This is a genomic window from Bacteroides sp. MSK.20.82, assembly GCF_019052485.1.
GTDB lineage: Bacteria > Bacteroidota > Bacteroidia > Bacteroidales > Bacteroidaceae > Bacteroides > Bacteroides thetaiotaomicron.
In genome coordinates, this window is sequence record NZ_JAHQUN010000008.1 from 122,738 (window position 1) to 140,963 (window position 18,226).

Below are 18,226 nucleotides of genomic sequence, written 5' to 3' on the forward strand. Positions count from 1 at the left end.
TATTTATTGGATGGCTTTCAGAAAGTTCTGCAGAGTTTCTCCCGGTTGCGGAGTTTTCATAAATGTCTCTCCGATGAGGAATCCCCGGAATCCGGCGGTCCGAAGACGTTTTACCACTTCCGGATCGGAAATGCCACTCTCTGATACTAATACCGCATCTTGTGGAAGTTGTCCTGCCAGTCGGAAAGAGTTTTCTACATCTGTGAAGAAAGTACCCAGATTGCGATTATTAATCCCAATCATATCAATTTTGCTATTAATATAAGGTAACTCTTCCGCACTATGGATTTCAAGTAATACTTCCAGTCCCAGTTCATGCGCCTGCTCTGCCAGTTCCTGACATTTTTCCTGTTTCAGTGCGGCGGCGATAAGAAGTACGGCATCCGCACCGACAATTTTTGCCTGATATAACTGATACTCATCAATGATAAAGTCTTTTCTTATAATGGGCACATCGACCAAAGGACGTGCTGTACGAATATCTTTCAGACTTCCTCCAAAAAACTTCTCATCAGTGAGAATAGAGAGGGCGGAAGCACCTGCCGCAAGGTATGACGGAACAATTTCTTCGGGACGTGCCTCCTGTTTGATCCACCCTTTGGATGGCGAGCGACGCTTAAATTCGGCTATAATACCGGAATCGGAAGAAGCCAATGCCCGTTTCATAGAACGGGAAGCCGGAACTTCATTGATACCTTCCTGCAACTGTTCGATGGAAATAGCCTGCTTTTGCAAATCGACTTCAAACCGTTTGTTAGCTATAATTTCGGATAATATATCTTTCATTAATCTTAAATTTAGAATCAAGGCAAAGGATATCGCATATTCATCCTTTACCACTTATCATTTATAACTTATTACCTATTACTTATTATTCAATTCAATGAATTTCTTCAGTGTAGCCAATGCCCGGCCACTTTCTAGTGATTCTTTAGCGAGGGCGATGCACTCTTCAATCGTTTTTTCCGGACGAACTACTTGAATAGCGAAAGCTGCATTGATAACAACCACGTTTTTCTGTGCTTCCGTAGCTGTATTGTTCATGATGTTATCAAAGATTTTAGCAGCATCTTCCGGTGTCTGTCCACCATCCAGATCAGTATCCTGATAACGTGCAAATCCGAGACCTTCCGGAGTATAAATCTTCTCATTGCCACAGGTAGCTACCTTAAACTCGTTCGTCAGAGAAATCTCATCATATCCGTCCAGGCTATGTACAACGGCAAATTTAGTCTTACTCTCCTGATAAGTATAGGTATAAAGGCGCAAAAGTGGAAGATTATACACGCCTAAAAGCTGATAAGTCGGCAACACCGGATTGACCAACGGACCGAGCATATTAAAGAATGTACGTACCGCCAATCCTTTACGGATCGGGGCAACTGCCTTCAGTGCCGGATTGAACAAAGGAGCGTGCAGATAAGCAATATTACATTGTTCCATGCTGCGCCGCATCTGATCAACATCACTTGTGAATTTAACCCCATGTTGCTCCATCACATTGCTGGCACCGCTGACTGAAGTAGCTCCATAATTGCCATGTTTTACTACCGGAATACCTGCTCCGGCTACTGTAAAGCAGGCCGCCGTAGAAATGTTGAACGTATTTTTTCCATCTCCTCCCGTACCGACAATATCGATCGGAGCAAACTCGCTCAAATCAACCGGAACCCGCATTTCCAATAATGCATCACGGAATCCGCATAATTCTTCGACAGAAATATTACGCATCAGAAAGACAGTAATCAGTGATGCTACCTGTACGTCATTATATTTCCCTTGTGCGATGTTTTGCAGGATAGTACGTGCTTCATCGCGTCCCAAATATTGGTGTTCGAAAAGTTTATATAGAATCTGTTTCATAAGTTTATTCGTTTAAGAAGTTTTTGATGATTTCTTTTCCTTGCGGAGTCAGTACGGATTCGGGATGGAACTGGATGCCATGTACATCATAGGTTTTGTGACGTAATGCCATGATTTGTCCTTCCTGACTTTCAGCAGTTATCTCCAGGCACTCGGGAAAACCTTCCCGGCTGACTACCCAGGAATGATAACGTCCGACAGGTATCTCTTTGCCCAGCCCTTCAAAAAGTACGTCTTTCTGCAGGATGCTGATCGGTGTCTGTACACCGTGATATACTTCTTTCAGGTTTTCCAGTCGTGCACCAAAAGCCTCGCCGATGGCCTGATGTCCCAGACAAACGCCTAAAATACTCTTTGTCGGTGCATATCGTTTGATAATGGGCAATAGCAAGCCTGCTTCTTCGGGTATTCCCGGCCCCGGTGAAAGTATGATCTTATCAAATCGTTCCACTTCATCAAGGTTTATCTGGTCGTTGCGGACTACTTCGACGTCTGTAGCTCCCAGTTCTTTCACTGCATGCAGCAAATTGTAGGTGAAAGAATCATAGTTATCTAAAAGTAATATTTTCATTTTATTGTTATTGTAAAATTGTTGTTCAAATACTGTTTCTGACTTATCAGGCAGATCGCTCTGAACAGTTAGTTTTTTAAATTAACAGCTAAATCGATAGCCTTTTTAAGAGCTCCTAATTTATTGTTTACCTCTTGCAACTCGTATTCATCCTGACTGCGTGCAACGATACCGCCTCCGGCCTGGAACCATAACTCGTTATTACGGCTGACAAAAGTACGGATGGTGATTGCCTGGTTCAGTTCTCCGTTAAGTCCGATAAAGCCGATACAGCCGCCATAAGCACCGCGGTTATGAGGTTCGATTTCACTGATCAGCTGCATGGCGCGTACTTTCGGTGCTCCGCTCAACGTTCCCGCAGGGAAAGTATCGATGAAAGTTTTAATCTTATCCGCCCCTTCATTCAGCTGACCGCTCACGCGGCTGACCAGATGAATCACATGACTGTAATACTGTGGTTCCTTATAAAACAATACCCGTACATCATGGCAATTACGTGAAAGATCATTTCTTGCCAGATCAACCAGCATCACATGCTCCGCGTTCTCTTTCGGATCGGCAAGCAGTGCTTCCGCCAATTCGCGGTCTTTTACCGTATCTCCGGTACGGCGGGTTGTTCCGGCAATCGGGTCGATGTAGGCACGTCCGTCTTCAATTTTACAGTGAGTCTCCGGAGAAGAACCGAAAATGCGGTATCCTCCGAAATCGAAATAGAAAAGATAAGGAGAAGGGTTGATGCTGCGAAGAGCACGATAGACTTTGAAATCATCTCCGGCATAAGGCTGGATGAATCTTCTGGAAAGGACAATCTGAAAAACATCACCACGCATACAATGGGCAATACCCTTGCGAACGTTCGCTTTATGCTCCTCATCGGAGATCGGGCTGCTGACAGGACCTGTCACCGAGAAATTATAAGAAGCATAATTTCTGTTTTCGATAGCGGCCTCCAGTTCCGGCAAACCGCTTTCTTCACCTTCGCCCAGCATTTCTACCAATGTCAATTCATTCTTGAAATGATTGAAAACGATGATATACTTATATAATATGTATAGCAAGTCCGGAGCATCATTCTGCTCATCATGACTTTCTTTCACCGGGATATGTTCGAAGTATTTCACTGCGTTGAATGTGGTGTATCCGTAAAGTCCGCACACATTCTTGTTTTCTCCGGTCACTTGAAACTGACTGATGAATTGATTCATCGCTTTTTCTACCGTGAATGATTGGGTGAGCGGCTCTTCCTTCCGACTGTTGTCAGGATAACTAGCAGTGACTATTCCGCTATTGACACCGATACTTGCCAGCGGACAAAGAGCGATGAACGAGAGGGAATTTTCTCCTGCATGATAATCGGAACTCTCCATCAATGCAGATTGTGGGTACATATCACGTACTTTCAGATAGATACTGACAGGAGTGTGCATATCTCCGAGTACCTGTTTGCTATGGGCTGTATAACTGAATGTTTTCATTTTTATAATTTCTAAATTCAAACTACAAAACTAGATGTTGATAATCACTTTTCATTGAAAGACAAATAAGTTTCAATGTCTTTGTCGCCACGTCCCGATACGGTCAGTACAACCACATCTTCCGGTTTGAACTTCAATTTTTTCAGCGCACCCAGTGCGTGGGCAGATTCCAGTGCGGGAATGATTCCTTCAAGTTTGGTCAGTTCATAAGCGGCTTCTATTGCTTCGTCATCATTGACAGCCAATACGGTAGCCCGTCTTTGAGCGGCAAGATTGGCGTGTATCGGTCCGATTCCCGGATAGTCCAGTCCGGCGGAGATAGAGTAGGGTTCTTCAATCTGTCCGTCTTCGTTCTGGATAACGTAAGTACGGGCTCCATGGATAATGCCCATTTTCCCAAGCTGTATAGTGGCGGCGGTCATTCCGGTTTCTATTCCTTTTCCTCCTGCTTCTGCCAGAATGATGCCTACCCGTCCGTCATTGATATAATGATAAATCGTTCCGGCGGCATTGCTTCCTCCACCTACACAGGCTATCAGATAATCAGGGTGATCACGTCCTTCTTTCTCCATAAGTTGTTTTTTGATTTCTTCGCTGATTACGGATTGCAGGCGTGCCACCATGTCGGGATAAGGATGGGGACCTACTGTTGAGCCGATGATATAATAAGTGTCGGCAGGATGACAGCACCAGTCGCGGATTGCTTCGTTGGTCGCATCTTTCAGTGTCATGTTGCCGGAAGTGACCGGGATTACGGTAGCTCCCAGCATCTTCATTTTTTCGACATTGATGTGCTGGCGCTCAACGTCCGTTTTACCCATATAGACGATACATTCCATATCCATCAAAGCACATACGGTAGCTGTTGCAACGCCGTGTTGTCCGGCTCCTGTTTCGGCGATGATACGTTTCTTGCCCATGCGGCGTGCCAGCAGAATCTGTCCGATAGTATTATTGATTTTGTGGGCACCTGTATGGTTCAGGTCTTCCCGTTTCAGATACATTTTGCAACCATACTTTTCTGAAAGTCTGCGGGCGAGATAGAGTGGGGAAGGGCGGCCTACGTAGTCACGCAGCAACTGGTCAAATTCCTTTTTGAAATCTTCGCTTTCGAGCACTTCGAGGTACGTATTCTTCAGTTCCTCTACACATTTGTGGAGAATTTCCGGAACATAAGCGCCGCCGAACTCTCCGTAATAACCATCCTGATCAACTAAAAAACTTTTCATAATCCTATTTTTATTTATTATTATTTATTCGATTTTCAAAAACGGGCAAATAAAAAGAGCCCTGTCGCAGGTTGCGACAGGGCTCTTTCAAATTTGTTATATCTTTAATGAGGTATATACATACGAGCACTGCTCCCTTACGACTGTCGGAGTTGTAACGGGCGCCACCACCAATATGTATTTACTAACATTGTTCTCATTGTCTTTTGTTATTTATCGGGGGCAAATATAGACACTTTGTTTGAAACAACAAACAAAATCTTACTTTTTTTCTTTTTCCCCTTCATTTTTCTGATATAGAACAATTTTCTGCCTGATCTGTTCTTATAAATATTGAATATTTAAACGAAAAACAATTATGAAACAGAGAAAAGTCTTAGTAGGTATCGCTATTACCATTTTTATTATATTATTGCTTTATTGGTTATTGGTAGCTGAAGATATGAAACCTTGGCTGTCCGCTATGGTTCCTTCGGCCTTGCAACAATTCATTGCCTGATTCCGACAGGTTTCAGATAATTGGCGTATATTTGCAAGGTTAGTCACTAATAACCAAAATAACAACAATAGACAGATATGGAAAATTTTATCTTTCAGAATCCCGTAAAGCTGATTATGGGGCATGGAATGATTGCCCGGCTGAGCAAAGAAATACCATCCGACAAACGTATTATGATAACTTTTGGCGGAGGCAGCGTGAAAAAGAATGGCGTGTATGATCAGGTAAAAGAAGCGCTTAAAGACCATTTTACGATAGAGTTTTGGGGCATTGAGCCTAATCCGGCCATTGAAACGCTTCGCAAGGCGATTGCTTTGGGCAAGGAACAGAAAGTCGATTATCTATTGGCTGTAGGCGGTGGTTCTGTGATTGATGGTACGAAATTGATTTCTGCGGGTTTGTTATATGACGGTGATGCATGGGATTTGGTACTTGCCGGACGTCCGGTTACCAAGACTGTTCCGCTTTCTACCGTATTGACGCTTCCTGCCACTGGGTCGGAAATGAATAACGGAGCTGTCATCTCCCGTCACGAAACCAAGGAAAAATATCCTTTTTATTCCAATTTCCCATTGTTCTCTATTCTCGATCCGGAAGTAACCTTTACTCTACCTCCTCATCAGGTGGCGTGCGGATTGGCGGATACATTCGTTCATGTGATGGAGCAATACATGACAGTTGCCGGACAAAGCCGTGTGATGGACCGTTGGGCGGAAGGTATCTTGCAAACTCTGGTAGAAATAGCTCCAAAGATTCGTGAGAACCAGCATGATTATCAGCTTATGGCAGATTTCATGCTTTCTGCAACAATGGCGTTGAATGGCTTTATTGCAATGGGAGTGTCTCAGGACTGGGCAACTCACATGATCGGTCATGAAATCACTGCATTGCATGGACTGACACATGGGCATACGCTGGTGATTATTCTCCCGGCAACTTTACGTGTCCTTCGGGAAGCGAAAGGAGACAAGTTGGTGCAATACGGTGAAAGAGTATGGGGAATTACTTCCGGAACGAAAGAAGAACGCATTGATGAAGCAATTGATCGTACTGAAGAGTTTTTCCGTTCATTAGGCTTGACTACCCGTCTGCATGAAGAAAATATCGGTGAAGAAACCGTTTTGGAAATTGAACGCCGGTTTAATGAACGTGGTGCCAAGTATGGAGAAAATGAGAATGTGACAGGAGCCGTTGCCCGTAAAATATTGGAGGCTGCCCTCTGATCGCTTCTTTTGACACTGTTTTGAACTAAATAATAGTCGGTTCTATCTTCAATTCTCCTCCTTCGGGAAGGAGGAGTACCCGTAGGGGGAGGTGGTAGGTGAATACATAATCCTGTCATTTACAAAGAAATAGGTATAAACATTGTTTTTCCTACCACCTCGGTCTTCGACCACTCCTCCTTCCCGAAGCTACCCTTTATACACAAGTCTTAGCTGATTAACTCATACAGTTCAAACTGTGTATAAAATCTATCCAGTCCATTCTTAAAGGTAATATATCCTGGAATGGACTGGCTCTTGTATGCACTCCATGCTCCTAACCTTGCAATAATCCATGCTGCCCATGCCATTGATTCTTTTTTATATGGATTTTGCTGTATTTTTGTATTTCCCTCACTCTTTTTTCCTACTATATGTAATAATGCTATTTCTTTGCTTGTAAAGTAGATTTCTGAAGAGAGTTTTTCATCTTCTTTATCAAAAGAAAGTTTGAGTACCATCACCTGCAGGGCTGCCTGCAAGGAAATTAAGATTAGTTTTTGTAATGCCGAAACAGTTTCCAACTGTGCGTCCTCAATCATGAATCCCTTTCTTTTGAGCACTCTGAACAACTCTTCAATCAGCCATCTACAACGATACCAACCGATACATTCAATTGCTTGTTCTACAGTCTCCACCACATGTGTAGTTAGCAGTCTCCATTCAATAGGGCTCTCATTTACCGGTGTACTGGAAGATTTTTCTTTAACATGTATGCAATAAAGACTAACAGGGGGACTGCCCTTTGCCGGACCGTTAACAGGAGCGCACAAGGTGACTCTTTCAAAGCGAAGTTCCATGCACGCTACCCGTTTCTTACGTCCGCTTCCCGGGAGCACTTCAAAGCTATACTCTGCCCGTAGAACAGCCTGCTCCATTAATGTATTCAGATGGACAGAACAGTCTGGATCATCCAACCGGCAATTCCTTTCATGAACAGAACGTATCAGCAAGTGAACATTATCAAGGGATACGGCTGAAAAGCTCGAAAATGTCCGCTTCACGGTCACCGATGATCGTTTTAACTGCATCCCGGGGCATTTGCTCACTGGCAGCCATTCCACTTTCTATCCAACGATATGACTCTTTTTCTTCTATAGGCTGATATCTGTAATTACGTTCTTCACGACTTAAAGCAGCCGGTGAGCGATTCCACTGCTTAACCGAAGAAAAGCCTATAGGAATATGACTGGAGGCATCCACTACCAAGACAGGATGCAAAAAAGTACCACATTGCTTTTGACCGACAATGCCGGGACTGGCTGTTTTTTTCTTCATTCGCTCAACATGAGCCTCATAGTTTATCTCCGAGGTATCTTGAATACACAGTAAATGCTGACGACCGGAAGCATTCTTACAGCAAGTGTGTATCAGACCTGATAAGATAGCATCAGAGCTGACTGAGGAATTGTTCAAAAATCTATAAGCACCCATCTTTTCTTTATGTTCCTTACTAAATTGATTCACTATAGCACTTTGATGGACAACCATCTGAGAGCAAATTAAGTTTAAACGCCGCAAAAGCCGAGGATCACGAATTTGATCTGTCTCTAATAACATCAAGCAAAGATAAAAAAAATAATATATACTTGTGTATAAAGGGTAGCTTCCCGAAGGAGGAGAATGGAGTTACTATTGTGTACTACTGTTTAGTTCATTCCTAAACAGAAAGGAGTAAAACTGTACAAGTATGAATTAGTGTGTACAGCCATTTACAGTTAATTATTTGATTTTTGGGTTATCGGAAGTCTGAACCAAAAGCACGAACCTTCTCCTTCTTTAGAATCTGCTCCGATAGTGCCGCCTAAGCGCTCTACGATCACCCGGCAGATAGCCAGACCAAGTCCCGTACCTTTTGCGAATGTATTTAACTTGACGAAACGTTCGAATACCTCGTTTATTTTATCCGCCGGAATCCCGATTCCCGTGTCTTTTACATAGAAGTAGATTTCATCTTTTGCTTCGTCAATCCGGTATCCCATTTGAATGGAACCTTTCGGAGTGAACTTCATCGCATTGTTTGTGAAGTTGATGATTACTTGCGAAAGACGTACGCGGTCTGTGTTGAGAATACATTCTTCCGCTTTCTCCGTGAAGGTGATTGCCACGTCGGGGGAAGTGTTTTTCTCCTGCATTTGCCTGCAAATGCCCTCCATCAGATCATTGATATCGGTAGGGGCAAGGGTAAATTCCATCGTACCGGCTTCGATTTTGGAAAGATCGAGAATATCATCTATCAATTGCAGTAATAATTCATTGTTACTGGACACTATCTTCATGTATTCCTGTTTCTCTTCCTCTTCACCTGTTTGGCAAATCATGTCAGAGAATCCAATAATCGCATTCAATGGAGTACGTATCTCATGACTCATGTTGGCAAGAAAAGCTGATTTCAGACGGTTTGATTCTTCTGCTTTTTCTTTTGCTTCCTGTAGCATCTTGTCCATTTTTACCTTTTCGGTGATGTCTTCGAAGCGCAACAGACCACCGATGATTTCTGTTCCTTCATTATCATAAACCGGAGTAGCTGTCACCTCAAAGTCTACCTGATCTATCCGGATGGTATGGCGTATGATTTTTCCTTGTTCAATCGCTTTCTGAAAGGCGCATTGTCCGCATGGAGTATCCCGGAGTGCACTTGTTTTGTAACAGATTTGTCCCGGTGTATAATGCCTTCCTTTCACGAGGCTGGCAATTTGCGTTGTTTCTTCCCATTGTACCAGATAATTTTTATCGATATAGATGAGCCCGAAGTTGACGCTCTTCAAGGCTAACTTTTGTTTGTTCAGCGCTTTTTCCAGTTCTTCTTTAGCGGCGATCAGTTCCCGTTCGTAAGTTTTTAGCCGGGTGATGTCCCATCGGGTCACTAACAGCCATTTTTTCTTTTCCTTCCATTTGATAATCGATTTTACGGCAATCGTATCATGTACTATTCCGTCTACTGTGCTGTAGCTTTCTTCTGCACGGTATACCTTGCCTGCCTGTACAAGTGATTCATCTACATCCCGGTATCTTCTGCCCCGTTCTTCTCCATAGATTTCATAATCTGTGCATCCTACTGCTTCTTCCCGCTTAATGCCGGATTGCAGTTCGGATCCTTTGTTCCAGTAATAGTATCGGAAACTATCCTGGATATCTTTTACCATAATAGGGAAAGGGAGGTTATCGAGTATATCGAATAAAGAATGATAGTAATCCTGTTCTTTTCCTATATTCTTTTTAAGTTGTCGTAGTCTGTATAATAAAAAGCAGATGATCAGGAGTAAAAAGCCTATTAGTAAATAATAATAACTCCAATGCTGGTCTGTAATCCATATAACGGATAGTATATTGTTTGCCATAATTTATGTTTGTACTAAATCTGTGGTAAATATATGCATTTTTTGTAATTCACAAAGGGAATTTCTGAAATATATTGTATGTCAGCCTTATGAAACCTTTCTAAAAGGAATACCTTGTCTGATTAGTAGAACTTTGGTGCCTTCTATTTCCGGTTTGGTTTTAAAATGTTTTTAATGGAACGCATTTTCGTAAAGAGTAAGAATGTATTAAAATATTAAATGATGTCCCGTGAACCAAAAACAATTCTAATTTGTTTTTATAACGGCAAAGTATTTTTTAATTTTGCTCTTCCAAAATAAATCTTTGATACATTCAGGATAAAACAATCATTTTATTTTTTGCTTATGTTGATAACCATTATCATTCTCGTTCTTTCGGCTATCTTTTTTGTAAACGGTAAGATACGCTCGGATCTTGTGGCACTATGTGCATTGGTAGCTTTGCTTATCTTTCAGATATTAACACCCGACGAAGCCCTTTCCGGTTTCTCCAATTCGGTAGTCATTATGATGATCGGACTGTTTGTCGTGGGCGGAGCTATTTTTCAGACAGGACTGGCAAAAATGATTAGTTCGCGTATTCTTAAACTTGCTGGAAACAGTGAAATTCGCCTGTTCTTGCTTGTTATGCTGGTAACTTCCGCTATCGGTGCGTTTGTCAGTAATACCGGGACGGTGGCATTGATGCTTCCCATTGTGGTCAGTCTGGCGATGAGCGCCAAAATGAATCCGAGCCGGTTGCTGATGCCGTTGGCCTTTGCCAGTAGTATGGGAGGCATGATGACGCTGATCGGTACACCGCCCAACCTTGTTATACAAAATACATTGACTTCCGCAGGCTTCGAACCGCTTTCTTTCTTTACTTTCCTGCCCGTAGGTCTGGTAAGTGTGGCTGTCGGTACGTTGGTTCTGATGCCGCTTAGTAAATGGTTTCTTTCTAAAAAAGGACAGAAAGATGATAACAGCCGTTCGGGTAAGTCACTGAAACAGTTGGTGAATGAATATGGTCTTTCCAGTAATCTGTTCCGTATGCAGGTGATCAAAGACTCCCGCCTTTTGGGAAAGACCATCCTCGATCTGGATATTCGTCGTAAATATGGACTTAATATTATGGAAGTCCGTCGTGGAGACGCTTCGCAGCACCGTTTTCTGAAGACTATTACTCAGAAACTTGCCGAACCGGATACTATGCTGGAAGCGGAAGATATTCTGTATGTGACGGGAGAATTTGATAAAGTGCAGCAGTTTGCCGAAGATTATCTGCTGGATATCCTTGATGATCATGCTACGGAAGAGACAAGAAGCACTACTAATTCGCTTGATTTTTATGATATCGGTATTGCCGAAATTGTATTGATGCCTGCTTCCAATCTGGTCAATCAGACTATTAAAGAGTCCGGATTCCGTGATAAGTTTAATGTGAATGTATTAGGTATCCGTCGTAAAAAGGAATATCTGTTGCAGGATTTGGGTAATGAGCGGATTCATAGTGGTGATGTGCTTTTAGTGCAGGGGACGTGGAGTAATATTGCCCGGCTTAGTAAGGAAGATTCGGATTGGGTGGTGTTGGGACAGCCTTTGGCAGAAGCGGCTAAAGTAACGTTGGACTATAAAGCACCCGTTGCTGCTGCTATCATGGTATTGATGGTGGCAATGATGGTATTCGATTTTATTCCGGTTGCGCCGGTTACGGCAGTTATGATAGCTGGTATCCTGATGGTTCTGACGGGATGTTTCCGTAATGTGGAAGCAGCTTACAAAACAATCAACTGGGAAAGTATTGTATTGATTGCAGCTATGCTTCCTATGTCTTTGGCATTAGAGAAAACAGGCGCTTCGGAGTACATCTCCAATACTTTGGTAAGTGGGCTTGGATCTTACGGACCGGTAGCATTGATGGCTGGTATTTATTTTACAACGTCATTAATGACTATGTTTATCAGTAATACCGCTACTGCTGTCTTGCTTGCCCCGATTGCTTTGCAAAGTGCTATGCAGATCGGAGTTAGTCCGGTTCCTTTCCTGTTTGCCGTGACGGTGGGTGCAAGTATGTGTTTCGCTTCTCCGTTCTCTACACCGCCTAATGCGCTGGTGATGCCTGCCGGACAATATACTTTTATGGATTATATAAAAGTGGGATTACCGTTGCAGATTATCATGGGAATTGTGATGATATTGGTGCTGCCTCTGATTTTCCCATTCTGACAGATAGAAGGGAATTAGCATAACGTTATAGCAACTGCCCTGTAGTCTGATATCAGATTACAGGGCAGTTGCTATATCAATATAGGAAGGTTATTGTTATGCAGCAGATTTTCATTGACAAACAAACACCTGTTTTTCCGAGTTATCATTAAATGCTTCTTCTCCAAATCCTCCATACTTATGGATAATATTAAAACCATTCCATTTCAAGTATGAATCCAGTTCTTGAGGGAAAAACATTCTCATATCCAAATTTTGGATAGAATTGAATTTACCATTGATATAATAATGCCATTCAATGCGATTAATCTGAGTTTTATTTTCATATCGCATCTTTTGTTTTATCAATACTTCTCTTCCGTCGTCAGTGGTATATGCAGCAATTTCCTTCTGTTCTTTTTCGCCTTCAACGATATATTGAATATTCGGATTGAAGCAATCTAATAAGAATAAACCTCCGTCTTTGAGGTGGTTTTTAACGACATTAAATACTTTAAATAAGTCCTCATTCTTATATAAATGATGGATTGAATTAAATGGAATAAAAATAAGGTCGTATTTTTCTTGTAGATTTAAAGTCCTGATATCTGCTTCAATGAAGTTGATTTCTAATCCTGCTTCGGAAGCTTTGAGTCTTGCTTGGGCAAGCATTGAGGGAGTGTAATCAACACCACTAATATCATATCCATCCCTTGCAATTGGAAGAGTAAGCCTGCCTGTTCCACAACAAAGTTCGAGTATTCGGGCACCTTTACTTTGGGGTAGCCACCGCTTATAAAATTGCAAATCAGATAGGTCGGTATTCATCCCGTCATAAATATTTGCATCATAAATTAAATCACCAACTTTATAATCTGTATTCATTTATATCCTCCAATATCTATTGTTTATTAATAAAAATCGCAATAGAGTTTCCAGTCTCCTGTTTGGCTGTTTTTAGCGAAATACATATTTCCACTATCCACAATTTCCAGATTTGCTTTTTCATCTGACGCTATTTGAATCAGAAATTCATATCCTTCACCAAAGTCTATTCCCGATTGAATAAAGTTAGGATAACCACCTATTTTATGTCCTTCGTTTATTTCCACATAATCGAAATAATCGGTTATTTCTCCCGATTCTTCCATTTCAAGAAGTTCACTTTCTATTTCAGCGGGTATGCCTCCTCCATCCCATACGGGATAATCTTCTTCAATCAATTGGCTTTTCAATGGAAATGGCTTTACGAATGATGCTTTATTTACTAAATCTTTTACGACTAATACATCATTCATTTTATATTCCCGAATAAGCCAGTTATTCCCATTTGTTACTAAATCCATAGGTATATCAGCAGACGCAAAAATAGTCAGCACTTTAGTGTCATGCAGGCTTGCCGGAACATAGGGCAGACTTTCAAGACAAACCTGAAATAATGGGATCATTAATTTACCATTGTTATCGGTTGGAATTTCTTCATCTTCTTTATAAAGATAAACTCGTCCAATCCAACTTTCTGTGTTAGAGTTTGTTGGTCTGAATCCACCTGTGGTGAAGTTTGTTGCTTTCTTTACAAGCTGTTTTTTTATTGCTGTAATTTTATCCATTCTATGATTCTTTAGTTTACAGGTAATGGTTGGTGAATAGCCGACTATTAGGGTCGCTTATTCGCTTGTTGTTAACTTTTTTATTTCATTTCCTCTCACATCAATATAAAGTAAGTCATCATGGTCTGTTATACTATATAGCTCCATCAAATCAACTGTTACTAAATAATATTTATCAAGTCCTTCACAGTCACCTAATAAATGTATGTATATCAGACATTCTTGCTTTATAAACTATAATTATTGTCTCTAAAAATACGGTTTTGTTTAATTCCCTACAAAAGAAACAGGCAGTTTTTTCTTCCATCTAATAGAAAAGTGAAAAAAGTAATATATTGCATATTATATTTTAGAGACTATTTGAGTGCAGGTATTGATGATTGCCTTTATCATAATGTTCAGTGATAAGTCTTTATTCTGTCATTTGTTTGTAGAAAGACTCGATTTGCTTTCCTGCCTGTTTTTTAATAATCTTCTGTTAGTTTGGAAAGATGGTTGAATTACCGCAAATATACGGTTGATTTGCATAAAATGACCGTATGGTTTGATGAAAAACACCGTATTGTTTGTGAAAAAGATGCGGATGAAGTAACCAAGAGATGCGGATGGTGTTACTAAAAGGTAGGTATGAAGTAAGTAAACCATTGCTATAGTGTCATCATACCGATAAAACTGTCTTTATTTAATACTTTTAGTCTTCTCTGTTTTCTATTTCGCTCTTTGGAAAGTTTAAGTGCTTAATGTTGAAAATAAACAGAATCAATGAAAATGTAATCATATAGATATGTAAGTAGACTATTATTTGTTAATAAGCACAGGGTTGGATGCAAATGCTGAATTTCTGATATATGCTAATTTCCCTACAATCGCGAAAAAATATCAATAGTAGTATGACCGGCTAAAGAAGCTCTTCTTGATACATTACGAATTACAAACTGTCAAAAACAGACTTATCTTACAAACTGTCATTTTATACATGAAGAAAGATGGAAATTATAGAAAAAGGCTCCTGATGCAAATAAGTTGTCATTCGGATATCAGGAGCCTTTTATCTATTTATTGAATCTGTGGTGTGACAGGTGTATTCATCTTCTGAGTGTACAGGCTGTCGATAATCCCGTCGGACAGTCCGATGGTAGGTACAATGATTCCGGTAGCTTTCACATTCGTAGCTACTTCCAGAAATATCTCCGCAGCCGGAACGATGACATCCGCCCGATCAGGTTTTAGCTTATACTGTTTGATACGTTGCTCGGCAGGAAGAGCTTGCAATGCTTCGTAAATTTCACGTAGTGATTCGACGGGTAGGAGGGAAGCCTTTTTGTCTTTCTTGTCTGCCAGACGAAAAAGTTTATTGATGTTTCCTCCCGAACCGATGATGCTGATAGGCGCGTATTCCGCAGCAAGCCCTATGAGGTCGGTGCGTAAAGCCTCTTTTTCTTCTTCTTTCACCATGCCGCTGAGCATACGAACCGTTCCGATATTGTATGAACGGGAATTTTTCAGTTCACCGTTACTGATCAGATTAATCTCGGTGCTGCCACCGCCGACATCTACATACAGGTAGTTTTGTCCGGAAGCAAAAAGTTGCTCGATATGGTTGTCATATACAATGTGTGCTTCTTCTTGTCCGTCGATGATATCTACGCGGATACCAGTTTTCCTGGCTATTTGTCGGGCGATGTCCTTTCCGTTGCGTGCGTCACGCATGGCGGACGTAGCACAGGCACGGTAATCTACTACGTCATATATCTTCATCAACTGTTTGTAGGCTTTCATCAGCCGGATCAGTTTCTTTTCTTTTTCAGCAGAAATAACTCCCATGGTAAAAGCATCTTCTCCCAGTCGTAAGGGAATGCGGATGAGTTGTACCTTGCTCATTAATTCGGGAGCGTTTTCTTCGTTTACGCATTTTATCAATAGCCGCACGGCATTCGAACCTATGTCGATAGCTGCATAATTAACTTTCTTCATACTTATCATAATGTATTCTTGTATTTTCTATATAATTCTTCTTGCGAACGGAAAACGACAGTGGCTGTCTCTGCTTCGGCAAGGGCAGGAGTGAAGTCTTTGCAGAGTGTGGAAGGTCGGTTTTCCCAAGGTCGGTTTTCTCCGGTCCCGTCTACGATACGTCCTTTGGCCGTATCCCGATATCCGTAGCAGACAATTCGTTTTAAGTCTGCCTGTATTTCTTTGTCGTACACCGGAGCCAGTACTTCGATCCGGTTATCAAGATTGCGGGGCATCCAGTCGGCAGAACCGATATAATATTTTTCTTCTCCGCCATTGGCAAAGATAAAGATACGGGAGTGTTCAAGATATCGGTCGATAATACCGTTGATATGGATATTTTCACTGATACCTGCGATGCCTGTCACCAGCGAACAGTTGCCGCGTACTACCAGTTCCACCTGAACTCCGGCTGTCGAGGCTTCGTAGAGTTTTTCTATAAGCGCACGGTCGGTAATATGGTTTACTTTTGCCAGAATATAGGCTTCTTTCCCTTGTTCCTTGTTCTTTATTTCCTTGCTGATGAGAGCAATCAGACGTTTGCGCATATCGTTGGGTGAAACCAGTAATTCTTTGAAATTGACGGGAGTGTATGGTTTCTCAATAAAGTCGAAAACGGCATTCACTTCTCGTACCAGCGGACGATGGGCGGTCATGATGGTATAATCGGTATACATACGTGCGTTTCCTTCATGAAAGTTTCCTGTGCTGATGCAGGCAATGTCTCCGTGACGGGTACCGATATGTACCAGTTTGGAATGAATCTTCAGTCCCTCCACTCCGAAGATAACGTGGATGCCTGCGTCCTGCATTCTTTTGCTCCAGTTGATGTTGGATGCTTCGTCGAAACGTGCCAGTAGTTCGATGACCACCGTTACTTTCTTCCCGTTTTTGGCTGCGCAGATCAGTGCTTTGATCACTTTTGATTCTTTAGCGAGCCGGTAAAGTGTCATCTTGATACTTTTTACTTCTTTGCTGATGGCTGCTTCACGAAGTACGCGGATGAAAGTATCGAAGCTATGGAATGGATAATGCAGGGAGCGGTCCTTCTGACGAATCAATGTGAGCAGGCTTTCTTTGCCGTTTAGTTCGGGCTTGAAAACCGGTTCCCAGACGGGATACTTTAAGTCGTAGCGACCGCACACCGGAAATTTCATCAAGTCTTTGAAGTTATGATAGCGTCCTCCTGCCACACGGGTGTCGTTTTTATCCACATTCAGCCGGTCAACTAATCTTTTCAGTAAATCTTTGGGAATCTGTTCGTCATAAACGAATCGAATCGGTTCTCCTCTCTTCCGGCTTTTCACTCCTTTTGAAATCTTCTGAAGTACGCCTGTCCGCAGGTCGCTGTCTATCTCCATTTCCGCGTCTTTGGTGAATTTAAAGGTATATGCCTCGTAATCCGTATATTTCATGCCGACAAAAATCAACGGCAGACAATAGCGGATCACATCATCGAGAAACATCAGATATGTTTTCCCCTCCGAGTCCGGCAATTGGATAAAACGACCGTATTCTTCGGTGGGCAATTCGATCACTGCATAATCTTTCTCTTTTATTTTTCCTGTTTCGTCTTTACGAAGCAGGCGGATGGCGAGATAAATATCTTCGTCAGTCTGGTCGTCCAGCGGTCGGGCTCCGTTGAGGAAAAGAGGGGTGGTGGAGCCATTCAGTTTATTGCGATAGAAGGAGGTGATAAATGTCTTTTGGTCATCCGTCATTTCGGTGTCTTTGATGACGCAGATGTTTTCCTTCTTCAGTTCTTCCATGATGGAAGCGAAAGTTTCTTCAAATTGTTCGTAGAAGCGGTTGTGTAGTTTGCTTATCTGCTTCAGTGTGCGTGTAGCCGTTTCTTGTTCTTTCTGTATGTTTTTATCTGCATATTCGATGATCCGGTTCAGCGTAGCTACGCGGACGCGGAAAAACTCATCCAGATTATTGGAATAGATGCCAAGAAAAGTCAGGCGTTCCAGAAGAGGTACTTCCGGACGGGCAGCTTCGAGCAGGATACGCTGATTGAAGTACATCCAGCTGATGTCACGTTCTACATAAGGGCACTTCTTTTTTGTTTCGCTTGATTTCATGATGAAAAACCTGTTTATTAATTTTCTGCAAAATTATCTAAGTGAGGTGTAATGGCTATAACGATTTTGTTACGAACTTATTACAATCTACGTTT

At 41.8% G+C, this 18,226-nt stretch carries 14 protein-coding genes and 1 pseudogene; 4 read left to right on the plus strand and 11 right to left on the minus strand.

All coding sequences use genetic code 11. The annotated features are described in order from the left end of the window. Window positions 1–3: 3 nt before the first annotated feature. The 5 genes from trpC to trpB all read right to left on the minus strand — a co-directional run bounded on the left by trpC (window position 4) and on the right by trpB (window position 5,138). Entirely contained in the window at window positions 4–786 is a 783-nt protein-coding gene (trpC, locus tag KTR07_RS10265) for an indole-3-glycerol phosphate synthase TrpC (RefSeq protein ID WP_008765048.1), read from the minus strand. Between the two features lie 78 nt (window positions 787–864). Beyond that, window positions 865–1,863: an anthranilate phosphoribosyltransferase gene (trpD, locus tag KTR07_RS10270; protein ID WP_008763093.1), complete on the minus strand. Its 999-nt coding sequence runs from the start codon at window positions 1,861–1,863 to the stop codon at window positions 865–867. A 4-nt stretch (window positions 1,864–1,867) separates the two neighbouring features. Beyond that, a complete protein-coding gene (locus KTR07_RS10275) occupies window positions 1,868–2,434 on the minus strand; it encodes an aminodeoxychorismate/anthranilate synthase component II (RefSeq protein WP_008763094.1) in 567 nt (188 codons plus the stop codon). A 68-nt stretch (window positions 2,435–2,502) separates the two neighbouring features. Beyond that, complete coding sequence (locus KTR07_RS10280) at window positions 2,503–3,909, minus strand: anthranilate synthase component I family protein (RefSeq protein ID WP_062695923.1); 1,407 nt, start codon at window positions 3,907–3,909, stop codon at window positions 2,503–2,505. Window positions 3,910–3,953: 44 nt separating this feature from the next. Further along, the gene (trpB, locus tag KTR07_RS10285) at window positions 3,954–5,138 is read right to left on the minus strand and encodes a tryptophan synthase subunit beta (RefSeq protein WP_217315368.1); all 1,185 of its coding nucleotides are present in this window, start codon (window positions 5,136–5,138) and stop codon (window positions 3,954–3,956) included. Between the two features lie 358 nt (window positions 5,139–5,496). Between trpB and KTR07_RS10290 the strand changes: the two genes are divergently transcribed. Together KTR07_RS10290 and KTR07_RS10295 are read left to right on the plus strand one after the other, a co-directional pair. Continuing rightward, complete coding sequence (locus KTR07_RS10290) at window positions 5,497–5,637, plus strand: hypothetical protein (RefSeq protein WP_172685113.1); 141 nt, start codon at window positions 5,497–5,499, stop codon at window positions 5,635–5,637. A 77-nt stretch (window positions 5,638–5,714) separates the two neighbouring features. Further along, the gene (locus KTR07_RS10295) at window positions 5,715–6,860 is read left to right on the plus strand and encodes an iron-containing alcohol dehydrogenase (RefSeq protein ID WP_008763097.1); all 1,146 of its coding nucleotides are present in this window, start codon (window positions 5,715–5,717) and stop codon (window positions 6,858–6,860) included. A 209-nt stretch (window positions 6,861–7,069) separates the two neighbouring features. Here KTR07_RS10295 and KTR07_RS10300 read toward each other — a convergent pair. Together KTR07_RS10300 and KTR07_RS10305 are read right to left on the minus strand one after the other, a co-directional pair. Further along, window positions 7,070–8,390: pseudogene (locus KTR07_RS10300) on the minus strand (IS4-like element ISBthe3 family transposase). A 227-nt stretch (window positions 8,391–8,617) separates the two neighbouring features. Continuing rightward, a complete protein-coding gene (locus KTR07_RS10305; RefSeq protein WP_118336839.1) occupies window positions 8,618–10,240 on the minus strand; it encodes an ATP-binding protein in 1,623 nt (540 codons plus the stop codon). A gap of 345 nt (window positions 10,241–10,585) precedes the next feature. Here KTR07_RS10305 and KTR07_RS10310 point away from each other — a divergent pair, with 345 nt between their 5' ends. Then, window positions 10,586–12,445, plus strand: coding sequence for an SLC13 family permease (locus KTR07_RS10310; RefSeq protein ID WP_113748418.1), 1,860 nt, complete (start codon window positions 10,586–10,588; stop codon window positions 12,443–12,445). A gap of 111 nt (window positions 12,446–12,556) precedes the next feature. Here the strand turns inward: KTR07_RS10310 and KTR07_RS10315 are convergent, their stop codons facing one another. Both KTR07_RS10315 and KTR07_RS10320 read right to left on the minus strand, forming a co-directional pair. Continuing rightward, window positions 12,557–13,309, minus strand: a complete 753-nt coding sequence (locus KTR07_RS10315) for a class I SAM-dependent methyltransferase (protein WP_118336841.1) — start codon at window positions 13,307–13,309, stop codon at window positions 12,557–12,559. Between the two features lie 26 nt (window positions 13,310–13,335). Continuing rightward, window positions 13,336–14,034, minus strand: coding sequence for a DUF1963 domain-containing protein (locus tag KTR07_RS10320; RefSeq protein WP_118336842.1), 699 nt, complete (start codon window positions 14,032–14,034; stop codon window positions 13,336–13,338). Between the two features lie 483 nt (window positions 14,035–14,517). Between KTR07_RS10320 and KTR07_RS28625 the strand changes: the two genes are divergently transcribed. Beyond that, a complete protein-coding gene (locus KTR07_RS28625; RefSeq protein ID WP_256171244.1) occupies window positions 14,518–14,652 on the plus strand; it encodes a hypothetical protein in 135 nt (44 codons plus the stop codon). Window positions 14,653–15,090: 438 nt separating this feature from the next. Here the strand turns inward: KTR07_RS28625 and KTR07_RS10325 are convergent, their stop codons facing one another. Further along, window positions 15,091–16,017, minus strand: a complete 927-nt coding sequence (locus KTR07_RS10325) for a Ppx/GppA family phosphatase (RefSeq protein WP_182426882.1) — start codon at window positions 16,015–16,017, stop codon at window positions 15,091–15,093. Next, window positions 16,014–18,131, minus strand: coding sequence for an RNA degradosome polyphosphate kinase (locus KTR07_RS10330; RefSeq protein ID WP_011107315.1), 2,118 nt, complete (start codon window positions 18,129–18,131; stop codon window positions 16,014–16,016). The genes KTR07_RS10325 and KTR07_RS10330 overlap by 4 nt, the downstream gene beginning before the upstream one ends. Between the last annotated feature and the right edge of the window lie 95 nt (window positions 18,132–18,226).